This window comes from Paenibacillus sp. BC26, from assembly GCF_900116125.1.
In the GTDB taxonomy this organism is placed as follows: Bacteria; Bacillota; Bacilli; order Paenibacillales; family Paenibacillaceae; genus Paenibacillus_Z; species Paenibacillus_Z lignilyticus.
On record NZ_FPAD01000001.1, the window covers coordinates 1933888 to 1956320 of the forward strand.

Here is a 22433-nt window from a genome sequence, read left to right on the forward strand (position 1 = left end):
TGAGCAAGAGGGAAATCATCATGAATCCCTATAACATATTCAACCATTAGCCCATTCGGACCAGATGCCGTTTATAAAGAGACTCGAAACAAAATTGGAATGTATATTCCGCAAGTCCCGAAATCAAGCTTAATGAAAATCGATTTACATCCGGCATTAAAGTGCGAATTATCGTATAATCAGCTATGTTCCACAGACAGATATACCGTTTTCCCGAAGGGGACTTAACGGCAATTGGTCGGAACAAACATTCCGAAAATCATTGACTTAGAAGTCCGATCGGACTATACTGACGTCATTGGAACAAACATTCCAAACTAAACAAACATCAGGGAGGCACAATCATATGTCTAAGGTTTGGCTTATTACAGGAAGCTCACGAGGTTTCGGACGCAGTCTTGCGGAAGCGGTATTGGCAAATGGCGATCAACTGATCGCAACGGCTCGTAATCCCGAGCAGCTGTCCGATCTAGCTGAACGTTACGGCAGCCAGGTTCGCGCGGTGCAGCTGGATGTCACTCGGTTCGAGCAGGCTGAAGCAGCCGTGAAAACCGCCTTTGAAACATTCGGACGTTTGGACGTCCTTGTTAATAATGCAGGATACGGTAATGTGTCTTCCATTGAAGAAACTTCGATGGACGACTTCCGTGCTCAAGTAGAAACGAACCTTTGGGGCACAATTCATGTAACGAAAGCTGCGCTGCCATTGCTGCGCGAACAAGGTCACGGTCATATTGTTCAATTCTCGTCCATCGGCGGACGCACAGGCGCACCGGGCCTTGCACCTTACCAATTGGCCAAATGGGCAGTGGAAGGCTTCTCGGAAGTCCTGTCCAAAGAGGTTTCGCCGCTGGGCTTGAAGGTTACGTTGATCGAACCGGGCGGTTTCCGAACCGATTGGGCCGGCTCATCCATGCAGCATATCGAACCGCGTGACGAGTACAAAGACACAGTCGGTGGTCTGCTGAAGCATCTGCGCGATACAACCGGCAAGGAGAATGGCGATCCGGATAAAGCTGCGCAAGCCATCATGACCATCGTAAATGAAGAGCATCCGCCGCTTCGCTTGCTGCTCGGAAGTGATGCGGTCGATATCGCAAACGCAGTGGACCAAGGCAAATTAGCCGAGACGAAACGCTGGGAGAATCTTAGCCGCTCGGCAGATTTCGAATTCAAAGCGCTGAGCCCGGAAGTAACTCGCATGTACGACGAAATAGGCGACTAATTAATTCACACCAGAGGAGGCAGCAATAATGACTCAAATTTCAATGAACAATCCAATTCTTACCTTCATCAATGTATTCACAGTAGAACCCGAGAATCAGAATCGTCTGGTTGAGCTCCTAACCAGCGCAACGGATGTCTCTGTTCGCTACGCGAAAGGGTTTATCTCATCGAGTCTTCATCGCAGTTTGGACGGGACGAAAGTGACGATGTATGCGCAGTGGAGAAGCGAGGAGGAGTACAACGCGATGCGAAGCGATCCTAAACCGCTGCCGTATCTCCAAGAAGCATTAAAGATAGCGAAGTTTGAACCCGGGATGTATGAAGTGGTGCGAACATTTGAGCCAGCGGTTGAATAAATCGAAAATGTTGTCCAAGCCCTTTGCGACCTAGCGTCCAAGGGGCTTTCTTAATTAACGTCCTTATGAAGGGAGAATATCAGTTTGCGACTATGGAAAATATAACGAAATAATTGCTCGGATTGGGGGAGCCAGCTTGGAAGTGTTTATTGTCGTACTTGTACTGCTCGTCCTAATAGGGGTTTCGAATGTGCTCTACCGGTTCGTTCCTTTTGTGCCGGTACCGCTCATTCAGATCGTGCTTGGCGGCATTATTACCACGCTCCCGATCGGCATTCATCTTCAGCTCGAGCCGGAGCTGTTCTTTATCTTGTTCATCGCCCCGCTGCTGTACAATGATGGCAGACATACGCCGCGCGAAGAGCTCTGGAAGCTGCGCGCTCCGATATTACTGCTATCTGTAGGACTCGTGTTCGCTACCGTTTTCGTGGTCGGCTATACGATCCACTGGATGATACCGTCGATTCCACTGGTTGCAGCCTTTGCATTGGCAGCCATCCTATCGCCGACGGATGCGATCGCGGTAAGCGCGCTTGCAGGGCGGATCCACCTGCCCAGAAGTCTCATGCGACTTCTCGAGGGAGAAGCTTTAATGAACGACGCCTCCGGCTTAGTTGCCTTCAAATTTGCGATCGCGGCAGCCGTGACCGGCGTTTTCTCGCTTCATAAAGCCGCGATTAGCTTTCTTATCATCTCAATCGGCGGCCTTCTTGTCGGTGCGTTGCTCGCCGTTATCATCGCCGGTATTAGACAGCTGCTCCGCCGCAATGGGCTGGATGATGAGACCATGCATATGCTCCTGCAGCTGTTAACGCCGTTTGTCCTTTATTTATGTGCGGAAGAGGTTGGCGTATCCGGCATTCTGGCCGCGGTCGCAGGCGGGATCGTACATGCCATTGAGAAAGATCGAGTAGAGTGCGACATCGGAAAGCTGAAATCCGTGTCCAGCAGTACGTGGTCCGTCTATTTGTTTATCTTGAACGGCCTTGTATTTGTCATTCTGGGAACGCAAATTCCGGACGTGACGTCAGTCATCTTCAAAGATCCGGGCTTTAACAATATTGTCGTCATCGGTTATGCCGTTGCGATCTTTGTGCTCCTGCTCGCGCTGCGGTTTGTGTGGACACTGCTCTTTACACGGGGCTGGCGCATATTTGGCTCCTACAGTAAAGAAGCCTTGAGCTTCAAAGCACTCATCATGACGACCATCTCCGGTGTGCGCGGTGCCGTTACTCTAGCCGGCGCCTTCTCCATTCCGCTGTTTCTGCATAGCGGAGAGCTGTTTCCGGAACGAAACCTGATCATTTTTCTTGCCGCCTGCGTCATCTTGTTGTCTTTGTTGACAGCCAGTATTTTGCTGCCGCTCATTGCGAAGAAACGTGCGGTAACGGACGAAATTGCATTGGTACAAGAAGAGAACGAATGGCATATTCACATCTTGCAAGCCGGTATACGCCAATTGCAGCAGGAGAGCAACGAAGTCAATGAGGATGCGGTTGAAGCCGTAATCGATGAGTACAATCAAATGATTCAGCAGCTTGGACTGAAAGACAACCAGTACAAAAGGGTATCTCGATTAAATCAAGACGAAATCGCGCTAAGAATCGAAGCGCTGGAGATCGAACGAAACTATATTCAGCATCGGCTCGAGAAGGGCACCATCACCAAGACTCATGCGGATTTCTACAACAAAATGTTAGATCAAGTTGAACTTATTTTGGCAAATCGGCTGCACTTGTGGTTGTTGGTGTTCAAACGACTGCTCGGGAGACTAAAAGAACTGCTCACCGGCACTTCTCAATCCGGACGGAGAGCTTTAACGGAGCAAGATCTAGAATCGCTGAGAGGGCTTCGTATCGAGTGCGGACAAGTGGTGATCAACCAGATGGGGCCGCTTTGCGCACCTGAGAGCGCCAATGACCCGACGGAATGCGTGGTTGCTTATTACAAACAGCTGGTCAATCGGCTTCGTTCGTTTCAGCTTCACCATAAACGCAAGAAAGAAGCGTTCGATGAAACACGCAAAGAGCTTCACTGGATTGCGGTTCAGGCGGAGAGGTACGAGGTTCAGAATTTATACGAGCAGGGGAAAATCGACCGTGGTTTGGTATCCGAGCTGCGCCGCATCATTCGAGACCGAGAGGCATCCATGTACGAACAGATTGAGCTCGGTTAATCCCCTCATTCAGAGGTAATCTACGGTACTATTATGCTAAACTACTAGTAGAAACTTTGAGAATAAAGAGGGATACCATGTATAGCATCATGCTGGTCGAAGACGATGAGAAAATTAGACGGATTGTCGCGGATACGCTGGTCAAGTGGCAATATGAAGTCATGGAAGTGACCCAATTTGATCAGGTCTTAGCCGAATTTAAACGGACAGAGCCTCATCTGGTGCTAATAGATATCAATTTACCGGTATTGGACGGCTATTACTGGTGCCAACAAATACGCTCCATTTCCAAGGTACCGATTATGTTCCTGTCTTCGCGCAACCAGAATATGGATATCGTGATGGCGATAAATATGGGCGGGGACGATTTTATTCAGAAACCCTTCGAATTGGATATCCTAGTAGCAAAGATCGGTGCGCTTATCCGCAGGAAATATACCTATCAGGAAGATGAAAGCCTAAAATTTGTCCACCGGGGATTAACACTAAACGTGACGAATTCCAGGATTGAATATAGAGGGAATAGCGCGGAGTTAAGCCGGAATGAATTCATCTTATTACAGTTCATGATGCGCCATATCGGCAGAATCGTTTCGCGCGAAGACTTGATGCAAGCGCTGTGGAACGAAGAACAGTTCGTGGACGACAACACATTGACCGTCAACGTGAACAGGCTGCGCAAAAAAATCGCGGAGCTGGAATTGGAGTCGTTCATCGCAACCCGCAAGGGAATGGGGTACTTGATCGAATGACCTTCCTGCGTTTTCTATCCTACGAGAAGCCCTACATCTATCTATACATGGTTGGATTCTTGATTACGGCCGCGGTTTTCTATGCCGATGGCAGTGACAGCCCGGCATGGGGGACATTCTTCTATGCGTTCACTTTAATTTCGCTTGTTTTACTCGGATTCCTATTCGTGCGCTACCGGCAAAATTTGCGAGTGATGCGTCAAATGAGCAGCGGGGATATAGACAGTCTAACCTTGGAGGGCGAGCTCACAAGGCAGTATTTGGATGAATTGAAAGTACAACATATCCGCGAAATGAATCGGGTCCATGATCGGCAAAATGAGCATTATGACTTCATCGTCTCTTGGTTTCATGAGATCAAAACCCCGATCGCGGTGCTGCGCTTGCTTCAGCAAACGGAGATGGACGCCAACAGCCTAAGGGAAGAGATCGCGAAGATTGAGAATTACATCGATCAAGCGCTCTATTATGCCAAGCTCGACAGCTTTAACCAGGATTACGATATTCAGAAATGCGATTTGCTGCAGATTTCCAAGGATATCGTGAAAACGCATTCGAAAACCTTTATATCTAAGAAAATCCGAATCGACATGCAAGCAGATTGGATGGAAGTCCAAAGCGATCCCAAATGGCTGCATTTCATCGTCAATCAGATTCTGACGAACAGCTTGAAGTATACGGAGCACGGCGGGCAAATAACGATATCTTCGGTCGAGACACCGCAAGAGAAGCAGCTGCTTATTCGCGACAGCGGGATTGGCATCAGCCCGCAAGACCTTCCGCGTATCTTTAATCGAGGCTTTACGGGTGAGACGGGACGCAAGCATACGAAGTCGACCGGAATGGGGTTATATTTGGCGCAGCAATTATCGAACAAGCTAGGCCACTATCTGACTTGTACCTCTGAAGCCGGCGTATTCACGCAATGTATCATCCATTTCCCGAAGGATGAGGATCCTTATTTGATGCTCAGGCAGCAAACGCAATGAACGTTCAAAATCCAGGCTCCCAAAGTCGTCATCACGACTAGGAAGCCTGGATTTTGATTAATTCATTGCGTTTTTTGGATTCGCGATTTTATAGTAAACACTAGCCGATGATAAATAAAACAGGGCATAGATGGTCACGTACAGGATCAGGACCGCTGTAATTATCGATTTGATTTGCGGGTAATCCTTTACCTCCTCCATCGTAGGATAGATCAGAAGAAACCAGCTGTGCAGCAATCCAAGCACAATGGGAGGCAGGAAGACAAACAGCAGCTGTTTCCGTATTACCCTCTTCATTTCATCGTCATCCATGCCAAGCTTTCGCAAGATCGAATAGTGCCTCAATTCCTCCGTTGCTTCGCGCAATTGCTTGAAGTATATGATGCTTCCCAAGGCAAACAAAGCAATAACCGCAAGGAATGCAGCAGAGAAGAGCAGCAGGGATGAAGTTTCGATATCGATGGAGTAGAGATCGACAAATGCAGCGTAATACGTGCCCGGCGTTTCTGTAACCAGATCATGAACTTGATGGGATAACGCCGTAGAATTGCGGGCATTTTCGATTTGATAGATATCAAACGGGCTCAGGGTTGCTCCCGGTTTTAGCTCTGCGAAGGCTTGATCGGAAATGATCAATATGGAAGGATATACGCCAACGTCGCCTTTTGAGTCGGTAGCCTTGCTTAGAAACGTATAGTTCTTCTTCTCCGTAAGCCGGAATGTCGCTTCTTCCTTAAGCTTTACAGTAAATGCAGGCTGGTTCCCTTCTGTAAACGATATAGGATGAGCCCCTACAGGTAGAAGGACGACCGCTTCTTGGTCCTTCAAATTCACTTGCTGTTTATCCCCGCGCACGCTGACGATGTCATTAAACTGCGATTCCGAGAACAGAAGAATGCCCGTTTTATCTGCATCTGAATTGCCAAAAGCGATTGCGCTGTCTGTGATCGGTTCAGCAGCCAGTCCATCGATTCTTGTATGGTGGGTAATCGGATGATCTGTCTCAATTAGTTGTTCAATCTGCTTTTGTTTCATTGCATCTTGCGACGTGAACGCAATGTGGTTCGGAAACTCTTTGCCGGCCGATAAGATCTGCACGGTATAGTTAATCGAAACGAAGCCCACCAAGAAGATGATTAACGCACTGAATAATGAGATGAAGGTAAGCATTAAGGTGTTTCCGCGAATCGAAAAGCGCAGCGAGGAAATCCACAGCATCCGGTTGCCAGTATAGTAGTTATTCCGCCCGCTGAGCTTGCCCAAGATCCAACCCCAAAACTGACGGAAAAATAAATACGTCCCGCCGATGATACCGACAGTTACCGCAATCATACTCACCATGATGTAATCCTGCCATACAACCGAGCTTCCATCTCGGCTAATGAGATAGAAGGCGATACCTAACAAGAGCACGGAACTAATCGCAAGCCATGCGGAGAATCGGTGGGGCCTGTCCTTAACGGCTTTTGCACGGAATAACTCAACCAATTGAACGCGGCGCACAGTCAAGTAGCTTTGCACGCAGATAATGAGGATAATGACTGCGAACAGAAGAATCGTCGATCTTATCGCCTCGAGCGGAAAAGCGAAGGAGATCACGTCATCGTATTGCATCAAATCCATTAATAACATGCCAAAGAACTTGGATAGCAATCCGCCGACCAAGATCCCGCTTACGATGGAGATCGCGCTCAGAATCACGGTCTCGAGAAAGACCATCCACACAATATGTCGCTCACTCATGCCATAGAGCAAATACATCCCAAATTCCTTCTTGCGCTGCTTCATGAAGAACGAGTTTGCATAGAGGATGAAGAAAATAATGAACAGGAATACGACAACTGATGCGATGGACACGCCGAGCTGGAAATTTTCTTTATTTTCTATAGCTGCCAATATATCTTTGTTAAACATAAGGGACGAGAACGTAAAATAAATGATGACGCCAATCAGCATGGAAATGAAGTAGATCGAATAGAGACGAAAGCTTCGTTTCATGTTGCGCCATGATAAATCGAGCAAGCTCATCGCCGGTCGCCCCCTATGGCACTTTGAACGGTCAGAATGCGGTCGAAAAATTGCTTCTCCGACTGTTCCCCTTTAAACAGTTCGCTCACGATCTTCCCATCTCGAAGAAAGATGACTCGCTGGCAGTAGCTGGCCGCGTAAGCGTCGTGCGTAATCAACAGAACGGTTGTCTGAAAGGTTTCATTCAGCAGTTGAATTTGTTCGAGCAGCTGAGTAGCAGATCGCGAATCAAGGGAACCGGTCGGCTCGTCGGCAAATACGATCGCCGGATTCGTAATCATCGCCCGCGCTGCTGCCGTGCGCTGCTTCTGGCCGCCGGAGATTTCAGAAGGGTATTGCTGCAGGATCGACTCTATATTTAAGGCTGCTATTATTTGGGCTAGTCGCTGCTCCATTTCCGCGAGCGGTGTTTTCTGCAGCGAAAGCGGCAGCAGAATATTCTCTTTCACCGTCAAGGTGTCCAGCAGGTTGTAATCTTGAAAAATAAAGCCCATGCGTTTCTGCCGGAAATCTCGTAACGTTTTCTTCTTCATGTCCAACAGCGAACTGCCTTCGATCCATACCTCGCCGCCATTAAAGCTGTCAATCGTAGAGAGCGTATTCAAGAGTGTCGTTTTGCCAGAGCCCGACGGCCCCATAATCGCCGTGAATTCCCCTTGTTCGATCGTTAAGTCAATGCTTTTTAAGACTTGTACATTCCCGTACGATTTCGATAAGTTCTTGGTTTGTATAATGGCTCCCATGTGTTTCGGCCTCCTTTACCACTCCACTATACCGACTAATTTGCCCTCCAACCATCGATTTAACAACATCTAAAGTGACATTTTTGTCATATTGAGAGGTGGGAGCGGATAGATGCAACAGATGCTTGCTAGCTTTTTCAACGCAAAATGAGAAAATAAATGCAAGGGGAGTCGATACGATGACTATTGCCGAGAGACTCAACTTAAGAAGAATGAAGGCCGGATTCACCCAAGAACAGGTGGCTGCCAAAAGGAACATGACGCGGCAAACCTTATCGCAGGGTATGACGTTGAATGGGTGGCGAACCGGTTACAGAGCGTTACGGCGCAGATGTCTTAAGTCGAAGCCAAGTACAATTGAACGTCCTGCATAGGAGGTCTCCCATACATCCTCGCGTATTCACGGCTGAACTGGGAAGGGCTCTCGTAACCGACGCGGAATGCCGCATCGGCCGCCTGCATGGATTCCGTAAGCAATAGCCGCCGTGCTTCTTGCAAACGCACTGTTTTCTGATACTGCAAGGGACTCATTGCCGTAATCCGTTTAAAATGTTTGTGGAACGCTGACGCGCTCATGTTCACGGACTTTGCAAGCTGCTCAACCACGATGATCTGATCAAATTCGCGATTCATGATTTGAATAGCCCTGGCGATATTGTTCGCATGACTGCCAATGATTGCGAATTGGTAGAGGAGTGCTCCTTGCTCGCCTTGAAGGACACGATACAAGATTTCTCGGATGACGAGTGGGGCCAGAATCGGAGCGTCGTCTGGCTCATGAAGCAGCTGCATTAGGCGAACGATGGATTCAAGTAATGAGGGAGATGGTCGATTTACAGTGATCCCGCGACTGCGTTCGTTGGAAATGTCCACGGGGCGATTCATCTCTTTCACGATATCCAGTATCATATCGGTGTCGAAGCTGAGCTTCAAGCTTAAGTAAGGGATACCGGGGGAAGCTTCGATAATTCTTCCGACGATCGGCAATTCAACGGAAGTAATCAAGTAATTCGAAGGGTCGTACCGGTAAGTTTCGTCAGCCAGCGTGCTGGTTTTTGCTCCTTGCGCCACGACGCAAATGGATGGTTTATAGACAGCTTCCAGCGGTTCAGACAAATGTGTCGCATGCATGAGCTGCAAAGAAGGCACGATCGTCTGATGGGTGCCGCTCGAAGGAGCATGTTGGTGTATCAAGTGTGCCAATTGCTGCAAAGCTTGCTCTATGCGAAGTGATTCATTCCTTGTATCCATGAGATGCTTTCCCTTCTTCCCAACGATATCCGTTCCTCCTTATCATAACGATCCCGAAGAGAATTAGGCAAGAAACGTGCAGGTATGTTCTAACGGCAGGCTGCAGAACATGACTATAATTACCTTACAAGCCGAACACTGCAAATACACGATTGTCCAATTCGAAGCGATAAGGAGAGAACAGATATGAATTTGAATGGTAAAGTAGCGATCGTAACAGGGGCATCCCGGGGGATTGGACGACAATTGGCTGTCCAGCTGGCACAGTCCGGCGCGAAGGTGGTCGTCAATTATTCCTCGAATCCGGGGAAGGCGGACGAGGTCGTAACAACGATTGTCCAATCCGGCGGAGCAGCGACAGCGATTCGCGCCGATGTGAGCAAAGTGAGTGTTGTCGAGGCGTTATTCTCGGAGACGATTGCGCGTTACGGACGCGTGGACATTCTGGTCAATAATGCGGGCGTTATGGAGTGTACGGCTCTGGCGGAAGTCACAGAGGAGATGTTTGATCGGCAATTCGCCATTAATGTGAAAGGGACTTACTTCGCATGCCAACAGGCGATGAAGCATATGGCCCAAGGCGGGACGATTATCAACTTCTCCACTTCCGTTATCGGCGCGATGCTCCCAACTTATAGCGTATATGCCGCAACCAAAGGGGCGGTAGAGCAAATCACGCGTCAATTGGCAAAGGAGTTCGCACCTAAGGACATCGTGATCACCTGCATCGCGCCGGGACAAATCGCAACCGACTTGTTCCTAAACGGCAAAACCCCGGAGCTGATTGATTCGTTCCGCCGCATGAACGCATTTGGCAGACTTGGCGAACCCGAGGATATCGCGAATGCGGTCGATCTGCTCGTCAGCGACAAAGCGCGATGGATTACGGGACAGACGATTCGCGTGAATGGCGGATTTAATTGAAAACGAAACGTAAGGAAACGAAACGAAACGAAGCACTTCAACTTTCGTTATAATATAAATAACAATACGGAGGTGTTTCAGATGGACTTTCTGAAAGGAATCGGCAAATTAGCCGGCGATGTAACCGGCAGAGTGATCGGAGGAACGGTGCGCGTTGCCGGAGAACTCGTTCATAGCGATTACATTAAAGAAATCGGCAATGATGTAGAACGAGTTACTTCCAAAACGGGTGAACTTGCGGGTCAGGCGGCAAGCGGCGTATGGGATGTAGGAGCGGGCTTGGTAACAGCGGATAAGCAGCGGGCACAAACCGGCCTAAACGATCTTGGCGATGCGGCAACGACAACGGTGAGAGGTGCAGGACAAGGCATCCAATACGTAGTCGAGAGCGGGATCGAAGTGGTGGCCGGCATCAAGGACCATGATAAGGAACTGATTAAAGACGGCGTCAAGAAGCTGGGAAAAGCAGCCGCAATCACGGTGCTTGCTGTCGGAGTCGTCGATCTGGTCGATGGACCGGATGGTCCGGATACTTCTGGCAACGTTTAAGGCAAGCTGAGGAAACGTATGGTTTTTAGGCGAAGTCCGCATGTATGATGTGCCCCCAATAACAAGCGGGTGCAGGTCAATCACATTCGCGGGCTTTTTTTGTTCTTTATAGAGCTTGTCAGCTTTTCAATGCTGAGAGTTTCATTTTCGGGATCTCAGCATCAATCTGCTCAGATTTCGTCGTCGAGAGTTCCGCTATGAGACTCTCAGTGTGCATGGGAAGGTTGGTGGCCATAGATGATTTTAGGAATATAAGTGATATGAAGAGGTGTATAGGAATGGAAATAAGATTAAACTATATGAAGGTGCGAGCTGAATCGCAACAGATCATGTCGATTAATGTCATTAAATATCGGAATCGCTTTACGAGCCGAACGCCAATAACTTAATTTCCGCAGTCTATCGCTGTACATCGAGGATGTAAGGCGGTAGACTGTTCTATATTATATTTGTATCAGAGGTGAGAACTTGAGCTACAACATCCTGTTATTTGATTTAGACGACACGTTGTTGGATTTCGGCGCTAATGAAACCGAATCGTTAACCCGATTGTTTGGACATCATGGGTATACGTTTACGGATGAGTTATTTGCGGTGTACAACGCAGTCAACAAACAGCTATGGGCAAATTATGAGACTGGAACGATAGGTTTAGATGTCGTGCTCAACACAAGATTCTCCGAAACGATGCTGAAACTGGGCAAAGTTGTAGACGGCCCCGAATGGGAGTCTATGTATAGAGAACTGCTCGGCACCGTCGACCAGCTGCATATCGAAGGTGCGCTTGAAGTGATTCAAAGCTTATCGGCATCCCACAGGTTGTTCGTTGTTACGAATGGGATCACTCAAACGCAAATCAAGAGATTAAAGCAATCGGGTCTATATGATTTCTTTGAAGCTATTTTCGACTCGCAAAGCATTGGTCATTCAAAGCCGTCTGCTGCATTCTTCGATTATGTGATGAGTCAAATTAAGGATTTCAACAAAAGTGAAGCTCTGATTATCGGGGACTCCTTACATACCGATATCAAGGGAGGTAATCTCTCCGGCATTGATACCTGTTGGATTAACAGAAAAGGACAAACAAGCCCTGCGGATATCCAAAGTACATATACGATCACAACGTTAGTCGAACTATTTGCGATCTGCCCGCCTAACCGAACAAAATAATATAAAGTTGGTGCTGATGACAATGACACAATCACAACAAGACAAAATATCTTTTTCCGGCTTCATGCTGGATCCGAAGTTCGCTGAATTTAACAATATTGCGCATGAGAAGCAGCCTCAAATGAATGCCATCATCGAATCTTGGGACAACAAAACACTGGCAACCAACATCACGAAACTTAATCGTGAATTGCTTCGACGGGATGCTCATGGCGTCCAAGAAACCCCTTTTTCGGAGACCAACGAAGAACTGCATCTGATGCTGTATTCACTGACGATGTATCTTAAAGATCGTTTGGAATAGAACGGCTGCAAAAATGCAGGATTAGCCCTCACTAGTAGATTAGTGGGGGCTTTTTGGCGTTTATCCAGGTGTGAAAGTTGAGGTTTGTACATGATTTCGAAAAATGTATAAGCGCTCTTTTCGTGATGAGGGGTCATTTTCAGTTATTGTACACTATCCACGATTTTGATCCGTGCTGTAGCATGTTAGTTGGATATATTGGAATTCGCTGCCACATTTCCGATCGAAGGAGGGTACGTCTTCATCTAGCCAATGACTAGAGAATCTGTATTTCATTCACCGTAACTAACCAAGTGAAGGAGAGAAGTGAAGGATGAAAGTAAAGCCGTCCAAGAAAGCTGTCATTCGATTGTTCTTGTCTGCCATTATGGTCACATCTGCCATTCCTTTGAGCAATGTCGCTGCAAGTCCGGTCGCATCAACGACGCTATCCGCCGTCGATTTCGGGGCTAACGGGGCTGATAATCTCGACGACAAAGCCGCGATTCAATCCGCTATCGACGCAGCATCGCCGGGGGATACGGTACTCCTCCCAAAAGGTACGTATTATTTGGCAGGCACAGTGAAGGGGAAATCAGGCGTCGCTATCCGCGGAGAGGATCGCAGCGGCACAGTCGTGAAATATCTGGATAACCCGGAGACGTATATGTTTTATTTTCTTAACGTATCCGGTGCTTCGATCAAAAATATGACGCTCGACGGGAACAACAGCACCTTAGCAATGTCAGCGGCAGTATCCGAAGGCGGCGGCGGAAACGAGATGAGCGGCCTGATTGTCAAGGACTTCGCAGCCGTAGAAGGCTTCGGTCCTCATGCGCTATACGTCGTCGGCTCCCGGAACGTTCGAATCACGAACAATAACGTATCGAATATCGGCGTAGGATCGATCTGGGGGGCTGCCGTCCGTGCGGGCTGGGATTCCAAGAATGTAACCGTTGAGAATAACGTCATTGCCAATACCGGGCGTGGAGGCATTCTCATTAATGACGGAAGCTCCGGCGCAATTGTTCGATCCAATACGATTACGGGCTCGGGTTTGAAGGAGCATGGCCTTTCCATTGAGCTTCATACGAATGCGGACAACTCTATCATTGAGGATAACCATGTCGATTACTGGATCAGTGCGGTGCGCTCCAAGAATATTGCGGTGCGCCGAAACGTCGTACATCCGACTGAAAGCAGAGTCGGTTCAATTGGACTGGAGATTATGGCCGATAACGCCGTAACGACGGACAACCTGGTAGACGGCGGCCAGCAAGTCGGCATTCAGCAATCTCCGGGAACGGGACATCAATTGTGGAGCTACAATGTGGTGAAGAACATGGTCATGTGGGGGATGCAGCTGCAGGGCGCCGGCTCCGGCGAGACCGAACAGTTCCAGTATTTCTACAAGAACAGCTTCATCAACACCCAGCTGGGCAATCCGAAAGCCGCATATCCCGGTTATGAGGGAAATGGCGTTCGCATTCATGGCAACTCGCAGAATCTATCTTTCGACAGCAACCTTATTGCGAATAACGGACGTAAAGCGATCGAAATCACGGATGCTGCGGGAGTCGATAGACTAAGCTTCACGAACAATATCATCTCCGGCAACAAAGGAGTGACGATGGATCCTTATCCGGCCGCTGCGCAGCACCTGGAATGGTCAGGCAATCTAGTCTTCTTGAACGGTAACAATGCGCAGCCGACTTCACGCGGATTTGCGAATGCAAAGCCTGTTGCTAATTTTACCAATCCGATACTGGTACGCGCAGGAGCACCGGTTACCTTCGAAAGCACCTCGACAGATAACGGTACGATCACGAACTACCTTTGGGATTTCGGGGCAGGTCTGCCCAGCGCTTCCTCTAAGCCGACATACGTCTATGACAAACCGGGAATCTATCGCGTGACGCTTGTCGTATGGGACAATGAAGGGCGTTCGAACGTGAAAGAGAAAATCATTCTGGTAAGTCCGGGACTGCCTGACACGAAGAAACCAAACGTGCCTACGAATCTGGTTTCGCCATCGCAGACCGATGAGACGATTGATCTGAAATGGAGCCCTGCATCTGACAATGTCGGCGTCGTCGGTTACGATGTCTATAAAGACGGTGCGCTAGCGGGCAGCACGGCACCGGGAGAATTAGCTTTCACACTTACGGGGCTTTCGCCACAGACGACTTATAGTATCACGTTGCGAGCGCGTGATGCAGCCGGAAATGTTTCCGAGGCTAGCGCTGCGCTAAGTGTGACGACTGAACTTCCCGATTCGCAGCCGCCAACAGCGCCTGCCGGATTAGCAGCGGTATCCGTAACCGGCACCAGTGCATCGCTTGCTTGGACTGCATCCGCGGACAATAAGGCGGTAATAGGGTACGAGGTTTATAGAAACGGCAATTTGATCGGTTCGACAACCGGCGCATCAGCGACTTCGTTCACGGCTTCCGGTCTCATTCCGGGTACCGCCAGTGCTTTTACCGTCAAAGCGAAAGATGCTGCCGGCAACAGCTCCATTGCAAGTAACGAGATAACTGCCGTGCTTGCTCCACCTGCTTCGCCAACGGTTTATCTCAGTGACTATACTTGGGATTACGGCGTAGCGGGATGGGGCAATATACAGCGCGATAAATCGTCAGACGGCAAACCGATTACCCTTAACAATGTCGTCTACGCGAAAGGTTTGGGAACTCACGCGGAGTCCACGATCGTATATACGCTGGGAGGCGAATACGCCAAATTCCAAGCAAGCGTCGGCGTCGACGATGAGACGTATGGCAATGGCGCAGTAAGCTTTGAAGTATGGTTGGATGGCGTATTGGCATTTGACAGTGGGGTCATGAACGCGGAAGCGGCGACGCAAAATATTGATCTTAATATCGACGGCGTCAATGAGCTGAAGCTTGTCGTCACCAATGGCGGCAATGGCTTCGATTGGGATCATGCAGACTGGGGAGACGCAAGAATTCTCTATCCAGCCGGAGAATAGACAGTTGTGAATTGGAGGCCGATCTTTGATCGGTCTCTTTGTTTGGAGCTCTGCAAAGCCGGAGAAATCGTCCAAAAAACGTAGGATTGTCCATAGGTTTGTGTTGGCGAGGTGACTATAATTTGATTCAATTCCTTCAACATGGAGGAGAAGGGTTTCTATTCGAAGCAATAGGGGGAGTTAATGCGATGTCGGATGTTAAAATAACGCATGTCGAGACGATTCTGTTATCCAGAATGCATGAACCGGAAAGGCAATGGATGACTTCGACTTTTCGGACGATCAAAGCCGAAGCTGCAATTGTGGTCATTCGCACCGACGCAGGCGTAATCGGAATCGGCGAAGCCTGTGCCTATGGCGTTCCCGGTAAGATCAGCGATATGGTAAGGAGAGTCAGCCCTCTGCTGGTCGGTCGCGATCCAAGGGATCCTTCCATTGCGCTGCATCCCAATGGGCAATCATGGGCCTATGATTGTGCCGTTTCCGGCATTGATTGTGCGCTTTGGGATATTCGCGGGAAGCTGGCAGGCAAACCGGTTGCGCAGCTGCTTTCTCCGAATCCGATTAACAAAGTGCAGCTCTATGCATCCGGCGGCTGCAGCTACGATTGGAGAGAGCGGCCGGAGCAGCTGATTGAAGAAGCGCTATCGTATATGGCTGAGGGCTATGAGGTGTTCAAGTTCAGAGTAGGCACACACTGGGCATGGGATGGCGTAACCGTGGACCGAATGCTTGGTCTGATTCAAGAACTGTCACAGGAAGTGAAGGGCCGGATGGAGCTCGCTATCGACGGTAATCAGCGTTTGACGGAAGAGATTGCGCTTGCCCTCGGCAAAGGACTTGATCGCATTGGGGGATTCCGCTGGTTCGAGGAGCCGATTCCGCAGAAGGACGTGGAGGGTTATGCGAGGCTGAACGCAGCGTTGAATGTCCCTGTAACCGGGGGAGAGCAATACACGACGATCGAGCAATTCATTCCTTATATGGAGCGCCAAGCTTATTCGATTATTCAGCAGGATGCAGGGATCTGCGGCATTACCGCAGCCATGTCGATTGCGCAATTCGGCATGCAGTACGGCGTTCCGACAATCCCCCATAACTGGCATAACGGCGTCATGACAATGGCGAACGCGCATCTGGTTGCTGCTCTTCCGAATCCAATCCTAGTGGAATTGTGCCGCATTCAAGGACCCATGCAATGGGAGATGGTGCAGGAAACTCCTGTCATTCAAGGCGGATGGCTTGAGCTTCCGGACAAACCCGGACTTGGCGTGGAACTGGCGGAAGATGCGCTGGAACGGTTCCCTTTTGTCGAAGGAAATTACTATGTTTCCGTTGATCGCTAAAGCGTCGCTATACAGAAATTCGTAGATGATTAATCGCGTTAACTACATGTGAACCACATCGGACATCGTTCTGATGTGGTTTTTTTAATGCCATTAATTAATTGTGTAACAGCTAAAGAAGTTACAATAATCGATGCATTTCTACCATTTATTAATGATTCCGACAGAATAGTGCACAGACCTTTGCCTTATTGAAATTTGGAATAATTATCCTTATAATGGCCTTACGATTTATGAAAGCGCATCCATTAAGACCCAGGCAATTGCATGATTAACTGCTGCCATTTTAGGAGTGCTGCCCATGATGAAATGGATTAAAGTCCGCTCGCTGAAGTACAAAATTATTCTTGTATTCATTATCATTTCACTTCTAGTGGTCATTCTGCAGGCGGGTTTCTTCCAGCATTGGATTAGCGGGATTATACTCCGGCAATCCGAAGCCAATTTACAGGAAACGGTTCGGCAAATCGGGAAGCAAGTCGATCTTCAATATAAACAAATCGATGCCAATGCCCGGGTCATCCGCAACAACCAAGTGTTAAAGAACTATTTGAAGGATTTGAAACGGCATACCATCAACTATCAAATTGCGAAATATCAGATTGCCAGGCAAGTCGTAAGGCTGCCTAACTTGGAAATGATCGAGAACATCTACATCTTTCCGGTAGATTACCCGCCTATGAACCTCTTCTATTCCGATGCGATCTTCGAGGCAGACAAGCTTACCGAGCGGTTGATGACTGCGAATCGGCCGCCCGGCACGGAGGAGGTCATCTGGACGGTGCAGCCGCAGACGCATCTGATTTCCATGATGATGCTCATTTATGACGGTGAAGAGCAGCTTGGTCTGCTTAGAGTGGATTTAAATGAGAAGTTTCATGATCAATTGGACGATGTGCGATTAGGGGAAGAGGGGAGCGTATTTTTAGTAAAAGATGACACGATCATGTTCGCCACCGATAGGAAGCTGGTGAATCAGAACGAAACAAATTTATCGAAGCTGCTTGCTGCCGGAACGCAGGTCACCTTCACGTTGGATTATCAAGGATGGAAACTGATAGGCGTGGTCCCCAACCAAGAAATCCTCAATCAAGTCAACCAGGTGAATAAGGTGTTACTGCTCATGGAATTGATCGTGTTTGCCTTCATCTTCTTGTTTGCTTTGGTTATTCTGCGAATGATACTACGACCGCTGAAGCAAATTCTAAGAGGGATGGAGAGCATTGAGCAAGGGAAATTGGCTGTCATCGTAAGCAGGGAAGGCAATGACGAGTTCAGTGTTATCATTCGCCACTTCAACCATATGGCTGAACGGGTAAACCGTTTAATTAAAACCGTGTACTACCAGCAGCAAACCTATCGAAAAGCCGAAGTGATCAACCTGCAGTCCAAGCTGAATCCCCATTTTCTATATAACACGCTCGATATGATTTATTGGATGACGGTGGTCAAGGATGAGGAAGAAATCGGCGAAGCGATCATTTCGCTGTCCACCATTCTGCGTTATTCCATTTCGCATCAGAATGAGTTTGTCACCGTCTCGGAGGATATGGAGCAGCTTGAGAATTACTTGAAAATTCAACGGATGCGCTTTGAGGACAAACTTTCCTACGTGTTTTACATGGACCCTGCGATAGCGGACATTAAGATTCCGAAGCTGCTCATACAGCCGTTAGTAGAGAATGCGATTAAATATGCTTTTCAGCAAATGATGCTCGGCGGCATGATTATCATTAGAGGTTATGCGATGGGCGATGAGTTGTATCTCGAGGTGGAGGACAATGGGATCGGCATGCCTGCAGAGAAAGTGGAGGCTTTGCAAGCGTCATTCGAGAAGAAGAGTTTAGGCAGCGGTCTTGGCATTCAATTAGTCAGGCAGCGGATTTCGTATATCTACGGAGAGGAGTTTGGATTGTCCATTCGCAGCGAAAGCGGTCACGGAACGTCAATCACGCTAAAGCTGAGGACGGATGCGGGCGTGCCTCAAGAGGAGCTGTGGAAGGACGAGGTCATGCAAGCTTAACTTACATGCAGGAAGGGGAGATTGCTTTGAAAATCGTACTCGTTGATGATGAAAGGTCGGTTCTTAGAGGGCTGCAGCATATTATGGCCAAACACTGTACGGGGCATGAAATCGTCGGAACGGCGCAGAGTGCGGAAGAAGCGCTGCACGTACTGAAGGCTGCGGAGGCGGAAATCGTCATTACGGATGTGATGATGCCGGGGATGAACGGGATTGAGCTTACGCGTGAGCTAAGCAAGCTGTATCCGCATCTATATATTGTCATCTTGAGCGGACACGCGGAATTTGAATTCGTACGGGAAGCGATGCGCTGCGGTGCAATCGATTACTTGCTGAAGCCTTGCCATTATCAGACGGTGATCGACCTCTTGGATAAGATTAAAGACAAAGCGGCGGACAAGGAAACGGAGAACGTGAAATCATCGCATAAACAACTGCTTGAGCAATTAATTAAAGGCAGTATCGAGCTGCCCGAGAGCTGGGCGGTACAACCCGAAATGCAGTTAGCGGTCTTCTCCTGCGAGGAGACGTTAGATGCCAGATTTGAAGAGCAAATCACCTATCAATTGCTTCATGGGAACATCGAGCGGGCCGTACTGGATACGGTGATCTATGAGGGGAAATGCGTGGTCCTTTATCGCGGCATGACGGATCCCTCGCACGTGAAGGAGCTGCTTAACGAGTGCCGGTTAGCGATGCGTAAGCAGAATCGAACCGTAGCTGCGGGCTTTCATCGATTCCAATGTGCTTCCGGAACGGTAGAGTTGGCATACGAACTTTGCCTGAGATATTGCGATTTTCTCGCGTTTAATGAGTATTCTGCCGTCATGGATAACGACATGTACCAAGAACAAATGAAGCAGCTGGAGCCATTTGCGATAAGCGAATACTTCTCCGGCAATAAAGTAGGCAGCTATTATGCGCTCGGGGATGCTAAGAAGCTGCGCTACTATATTGAATCGCTGCTGCAGCAGCTGCATCGCGTCCATATCAGACTTGAGCCGCTTCGGTTGAAGCGGGAATTGCTTAGCGAGTTAATCTATTTGGAGCATGTGCTAAAGGATCATAGGGTTGAGCCATTCTTCGGCACCCAAATCGATTATGTGCAGGAATTGAAGGGAATCCGTAATTATAAAGAGCTGCTCAGCTGGTTGAAAGCCTACTTCATGTCCGCAATCATGACCATGAATGACGAGAATCATAATCCGCACTATATTCAGTCGGCCATCCGTTATATGGAGATGAATTATATGAAGGACCTGACGCTCAAAGAGGTAGCCGATGCCGTTTACTTGAATGCTTGGTATTTCAGCTCCCAATTCAAGAAGTATACCCATGTCTCGTTTAGTGAATATATCAATCTCATCCGCATTCGTATTGCCAAGGAGTTTCTCAGACAGAAGGATTTGAAGGTCTATCAGGTAGCGGAGATGGTCGGTTTTCAAGATGCGGCTTACTTTAGCACCGTATTCAAGGGCATTGAACATATGAGTCCCAAGGAATATCAACAATCCTTCCTAATCGCCAATGATTCTTAAAGAAATCCAAGTTTTTTGAAATTAATCAATCCTTCTACTCGCTATACTCGGATTATCCCAATAGAAGGAGGAGTGTTCATTGCGAATAATGAAAAGGCTTACAGTGCTGTTCCTACTCGTTGCACTGGTCATCACGGCATGCAATAACAACAATGACAAGAGCAATTCCACTTCAGACACGAACAAGAATAATACGGCAGTAGGAACGGACGGAAACAAGGATGCGGGGGATTCCAAATCAGACGGCAAAATGACCGATGTCGGTACGCCGAGAAGCGAAACGTTAATCGTCGACATCTTAGGCGGCCGCAGCCCCGACCCGGATCGGTATAATCCCTATGTACCGGGAGCCGTTGCCATGGATGCCGGCGTGCATCAGCTCATGTTCTCGAACTTATGGGAGATCGATACGCAGAAAGGGACGCAGATCCCGGATTTGGCAGCCACGTTCCCAGAACCGTTGGACAGAACGAACACGAAGTTTTCGTTCAAAATCCAGGAAGGCTTGACCTGGTCGGATGGCCAGCCATTCACTGCGCATGACGTGGAGTTTACGGCGACGATGATAACAGGCGCAAAGGAGCTCGGCTACAACGGCTACTTCACGAATTTGATCAAGAGCATGAAGGCGACGGACGATTACACGATCGAAGTCGAAACCGTTAATCCGGAAACGAGATTGGCGCAGAAGCTCGGCGTTGTCATCTGGGGCAATACTTTCCGCGTGATGCCGAAGCATATTTGGGAGAAAGAGGACCCGGCAACGTTCAAGTTCTCGAACCCGATCGGCGTAGGGCCGTACAAGCTGAAGGATCGCGATCCGCAGGGCAACTGGTTCCTCTGGGAGAAACGCGAGGACTGGCAGAAGAGCGATATCGGCAAGCTCGTAGGCGAGCCGGGGCCGAAATACATTTTGTTCAAGTTCTTCGGACCGGAAGAGAAACGGATTATCGCGATGATCCAGCATGATATGGATATCCTTCAGGATATCACGCCGGAAAGCTGGGATGTGCTGAGGCAGAAGAACGAATACGCCAAAGCATGGTACGAAGACTTCCCGTATGCAACGATGGATGATCCGTGCGAGCGCGGGATGTCCTTTAACACGGCGAAGGAGCCTTATAACAATCCGGATGTCCGCTGGGCACTTACGCTGATGACGGATATCAAGAACGTGTCGATGGCAACGTTCGGCGGCATGCTGCGCGTCTCTCCGATCCAGCTGCCACCGATCAAAGTGCTTCAGGATACGTACCATAAACCGATGCTTAGCTGGCTGAAGGACTTTACGCTCGATGACGGTTACAAACCGTTCGACGAGAGTTATGCTTCCGGCATTGTCGATATGCTGAAGCAGCAGGGCATTGAAGGCTTGCCGACGGATGATAGCGCGATCAAAGACACTTTCGGCGTAGGCTGGTGGAAGTTTGACCCAGCTCAAGCGGCGAAATTGCTGGAGAAGAGCGGATTTAAGAAAGACGGCGACAAGTGGCTTATGCCAAACGGCAAACCATGGACGATGACCATCAATGCACCGGCTAACTTCGAAGTGCAGTCGATGCGATTGGCATTCGCCGTGGCGGATTCCTGGCGTAAGCAAGGCATTGAAGTAAATGTGCAGCAAATGGAAGGCGCTTCCTTCTGGGACAGCGAATCGACAGGCGCGTTCCAAATCGGTTCTTACTGGCCGGCATGCGGCTTGCTGCCGGATACGACGGCTAATATGACCGGTTGGCATAAGCAGTACATTGTGCCGATCGGCGAGCAAGCGCCGGGCAACCGCAATCGGTGGGCGAACGACCGTGTGAGTACTTTGCTTGACGAGCTGGACAGCTTGCCAAGCGACGATCCGAAGGTGCTCCAGAACATTACGGAAATCAATAAAGAATTCGTCAAAGGAATGCCGTTCATTCCAATGTTCGGTACATCCAAGTTCGTACCGGTGGATACGTACTATTGGGAAGGATTCCAAACGTCGGAGAATGCGTTCGAGGGTCCATGGTGGTGGTGGTCGCAATTTAAGTTCTACACGCCGCACTTGAAACCTACCGGCAGATAACGCTGAATCGCATTGTGGATACATACC

Annotated in this window: 17 protein-coding genes; 14 read left to right on the plus strand and 3 right to left on the minus strand. The window is 48.8% G+C overall.

All coding sequences use genetic code 11. The features are described 5' to 3' along the window. The first annotated feature begins 346 nt into the window (after nt 1-346). From BM412_RS08290 to BM412_RS08310, 5 genes are all read left to right on the plus strand, one after another. Nucleotides 347-1225: an oxidoreductase gene (locus BM412_RS08290; protein ID WP_091216206.1), complete on the plus strand. Its 879-nt coding sequence runs from the start codon at nt 347-349 to the stop codon at nt 1223-1225. 28 nt (nt 1226-1253) lie between these two features. Further along, nucleotides 1254-1583 carry an antibiotic biosynthesis monooxygenase family protein gene (locus BM412_RS08295; protein ID WP_177245713.1) on the plus strand — a complete coding sequence of 110 codons (330 nt, stop codon included), beginning with the start codon at nt 1254-1256 and terminating at the stop codon, nt 1581-1583. Nucleotides 1584-1719: 136 nt separating this feature from the next. Continuing rightward, nucleotides 1720-3759, plus strand: a complete 2040-nt coding sequence (locus tag BM412_RS08300; RefSeq protein WP_091216209.1) for a Na+/H+ antiporter — start codon at nt 1720-1722, stop codon at nt 3757-3759. 77 nt (nt 3760-3836) lie between these two features. Next, nucleotides 3837-4511: a response regulator transcription factor gene (locus BM412_RS08305; RefSeq protein WP_091216211.1), complete on the plus strand. Its 675-nt coding sequence runs from the start codon at nt 3837-3839 to the stop codon at nt 4509-4511. Then, entirely contained in the window at nt 4508-5500 is a 993-nt protein-coding gene (locus BM412_RS08310) for a sensor histidine kinase (protein WP_091216214.1), read from the plus strand. Before BM412_RS08305 ends, BM412_RS08310 begins: the two co-directional genes overlap by 4 nt. A 57-nt stretch (nt 5501-5557) precedes the next feature. Here the strand turns inward: BM412_RS08310 and BM412_RS08315 are convergent, their stop codons facing one another. The 3 genes from BM412_RS08315 to BM412_RS08325 form a co-directional block, all read right to left on the minus strand. Further along, entirely contained in the window at nt 5558-7528 is a 1971-nt protein-coding gene (locus BM412_RS08315) for an ABC transporter permease (protein WP_091216216.1), read from the minus strand. Beyond that, complete coding sequence (locus BM412_RS08320; RefSeq protein ID WP_091216219.1) at nt 7525-8271, minus strand: ABC transporter ATP-binding protein; 747 nt, start codon at nt 8269-8271, stop codon at nt 7525-7527. Before BM412_RS08320 ends, BM412_RS08315 begins: the two co-directional genes overlap by 4 nt. A 336-nt stretch (nt 8272-8607) precedes the next feature. Continuing rightward, the gene (locus BM412_RS08325; protein ID WP_091216221.1) at nt 8608-9522 is read right to left on the minus strand and encodes an AraC family transcriptional regulator; all 915 of its coding nucleotides are present in this window, start codon (nt 9520-9522) and stop codon (nt 8608-8610) included. A 186-nt stretch (nt 9523-9708) separates the two neighbouring features. On the opposite strand from BM412_RS08325, the gene BM412_RS08330 reads away from it, so the two are divergent. From BM412_RS08330 to BM412_RS08370, 9 genes are all read left to right on the plus strand, one after another. After that, nucleotides 9709-10446: an SDR family oxidoreductase gene (locus BM412_RS08330; protein WP_091216224.1), complete on the plus strand. Its 738-nt coding sequence runs from the start codon at nt 9709-9711 to the stop codon at nt 10444-10446. A gap of 81 nt (nt 10447-10527) precedes the next feature. Further along, on the plus strand, nt 10528-10995 hold the full coding sequence (locus BM412_RS08335) for a hypothetical protein (RefSeq protein ID WP_091216226.1): 468 nt from the start codon (nt 10528-10530) through the stop codon (nt 10993-10995). 468 nt (nt 10996-11463) lie between these two features. After that, nucleotides 11464-12165 (plus strand): YjjG family noncanonical pyrimidine nucleotidase, encoded by a 702-nt coding sequence (locus tag BM412_RS08340; RefSeq protein WP_091216229.1) that lies wholly within the window; start codon nt 11464-11466, stop codon nt 12163-12165. A gap of 22 nt (nt 12166-12187) precedes the next feature. Further along, nucleotides 12188-12469, plus strand: coding sequence for a hypothetical protein (locus BM412_RS08345; RefSeq protein WP_091216232.1), 282 nt, complete (start codon nt 12188-12190; stop codon nt 12467-12469). A gap of 313 nt (nt 12470-12782) precedes the next feature. Continuing rightward, the gene (locus BM412_RS08350; protein ID WP_091216235.1) at nt 12783-15440 is read left to right on the plus strand and encodes an NPCBM/NEW2 domain-containing protein; all 2658 of its coding nucleotides are present in this window, start codon (nt 12783-12785) and stop codon (nt 15438-15440) included. A gap of 188 nt (nt 15441-15628) precedes the next feature. After that, complete coding sequence (locus tag BM412_RS08355) at nt 15629-16786, plus strand: mandelate racemase/muconate lactonizing enzyme family protein (RefSeq protein ID WP_091216237.1); 1158 nt, start codon at nt 15629-15631, stop codon at nt 16784-16786. A 301-nt stretch (nt 16787-17087) separates the two neighbouring features. Next, nucleotides 17088-18809 carry a cache domain-containing sensor histidine kinase gene (locus BM412_RS08360; RefSeq protein WP_091216240.1) on the plus strand — a complete coding sequence of 574 codons (1722 nt, stop codon included), beginning with the start codon at nt 17088-17090 and terminating at the stop codon, nt 18807-18809. 26 nt (nt 18810-18835) lie between these two features. Further along, nucleotides 18836-20347, plus strand: a complete 1512-nt coding sequence (locus BM412_RS08365; protein ID WP_177245714.1) for a response regulator — start codon at nt 18836-18838, stop codon at nt 20345-20347. Nucleotides 20348-20435: 88 nt separating this feature from the next. Next, the gene (locus BM412_RS08370; protein ID WP_091216245.1) at nt 20436-22406 is read left to right on the plus strand and encodes an ABC transporter substrate-binding protein; all 1971 of its coding nucleotides are present in this window, start codon (nt 20436-20438) and stop codon (nt 22404-22406) included. Nucleotides 22407-22433 lie beyond the last annotated feature (27 nt).

Coding starts and splice junctions, on each gene's coding strand:
- BM412_RS08290 (WP_091216206.1), top strand. CDS start 347: ATGTCTAAGGTTTGGCTTATTACAGGAAGCTCACGAGGTTTCGGACGC.
- BM412_RS08295 (WP_177245713.1), top strand. CDS start 1,254: ATGACTCAAATTTCAATGAACAATCCAATTCTTACCTTCATCAATGTA.
- BM412_RS08305 (WP_091216211.1), top strand. CDS start 3,837: ATGTATAGCATCATGCTGGTCGAAGACGATGAGAAAATTAGACGGATT.
- BM412_RS08310 (WP_091216214.1), top strand. CDS start 4,508: ATGACCTTCCTGCGTTTTCTATCCTACGAGAAGCCCTACATCTATCTA.
- BM412_RS08315 (WP_091216216.1), bottom strand. CDS start 7,528: ATGAGCTTGCTCGATTTATCATGGCGCAACATGAAACGAAGCTTTCGT.
- BM412_RS08320 (WP_091216219.1), bottom strand. CDS start 8,271: ATGGGAGCCATTATACAAACCAAGAACTTATCGAAATCGTACGGGAAT.
- BM412_RS08325 (WP_091216221.1), bottom strand. CDS start 9,522: ATGGATACAAGGAATGAATCACTTCGCATAGAGCAAGCTTTGCAGCAA.
- BM412_RS08330 (WP_091216224.1), top strand. CDS start 9,709: ATGAATTTGAATGGTAAAGTAGCGATCGTAACAGGGGCATCCCGGGGG.
- BM412_RS08335 (WP_091216226.1), top strand. CDS start 10,528: ATGGACTTTCTGAAAGGAATCGGCAAATTAGCCGGCGATGTAACCGGC.
- BM412_RS08345 (WP_091216232.1), top strand. CDS start 12,188: ATGACACAATCACAACAAGACAAAATATCTTTTTCCGGCTTCATGCTG.
- BM412_RS08350 (WP_091216235.1), top strand. CDS start 12,783: ATGAAAGTAAAGCCGTCCAAGAAAGCTGTCATTCGATTGTTCTTGTCT.
- BM412_RS08355 (WP_091216237.1), top strand. CDS start 15,629: ATGTCGGATGTTAAAATAACGCATGTCGAGACGATTCTGTTATCCAGA.
- BM412_RS08360 (WP_091216240.1), top strand. CDS start 17,088: ATGATGAAATGGATTAAAGTCCGCTCGCTGAAGTACAAAATTATTCTT.
- BM412_RS08370 (WP_091216245.1), top strand. CDS start 20,436: ATGAAAAGGCTTACAGTGCTGTTCCTACTCGTTGCACTGGTCATCACG.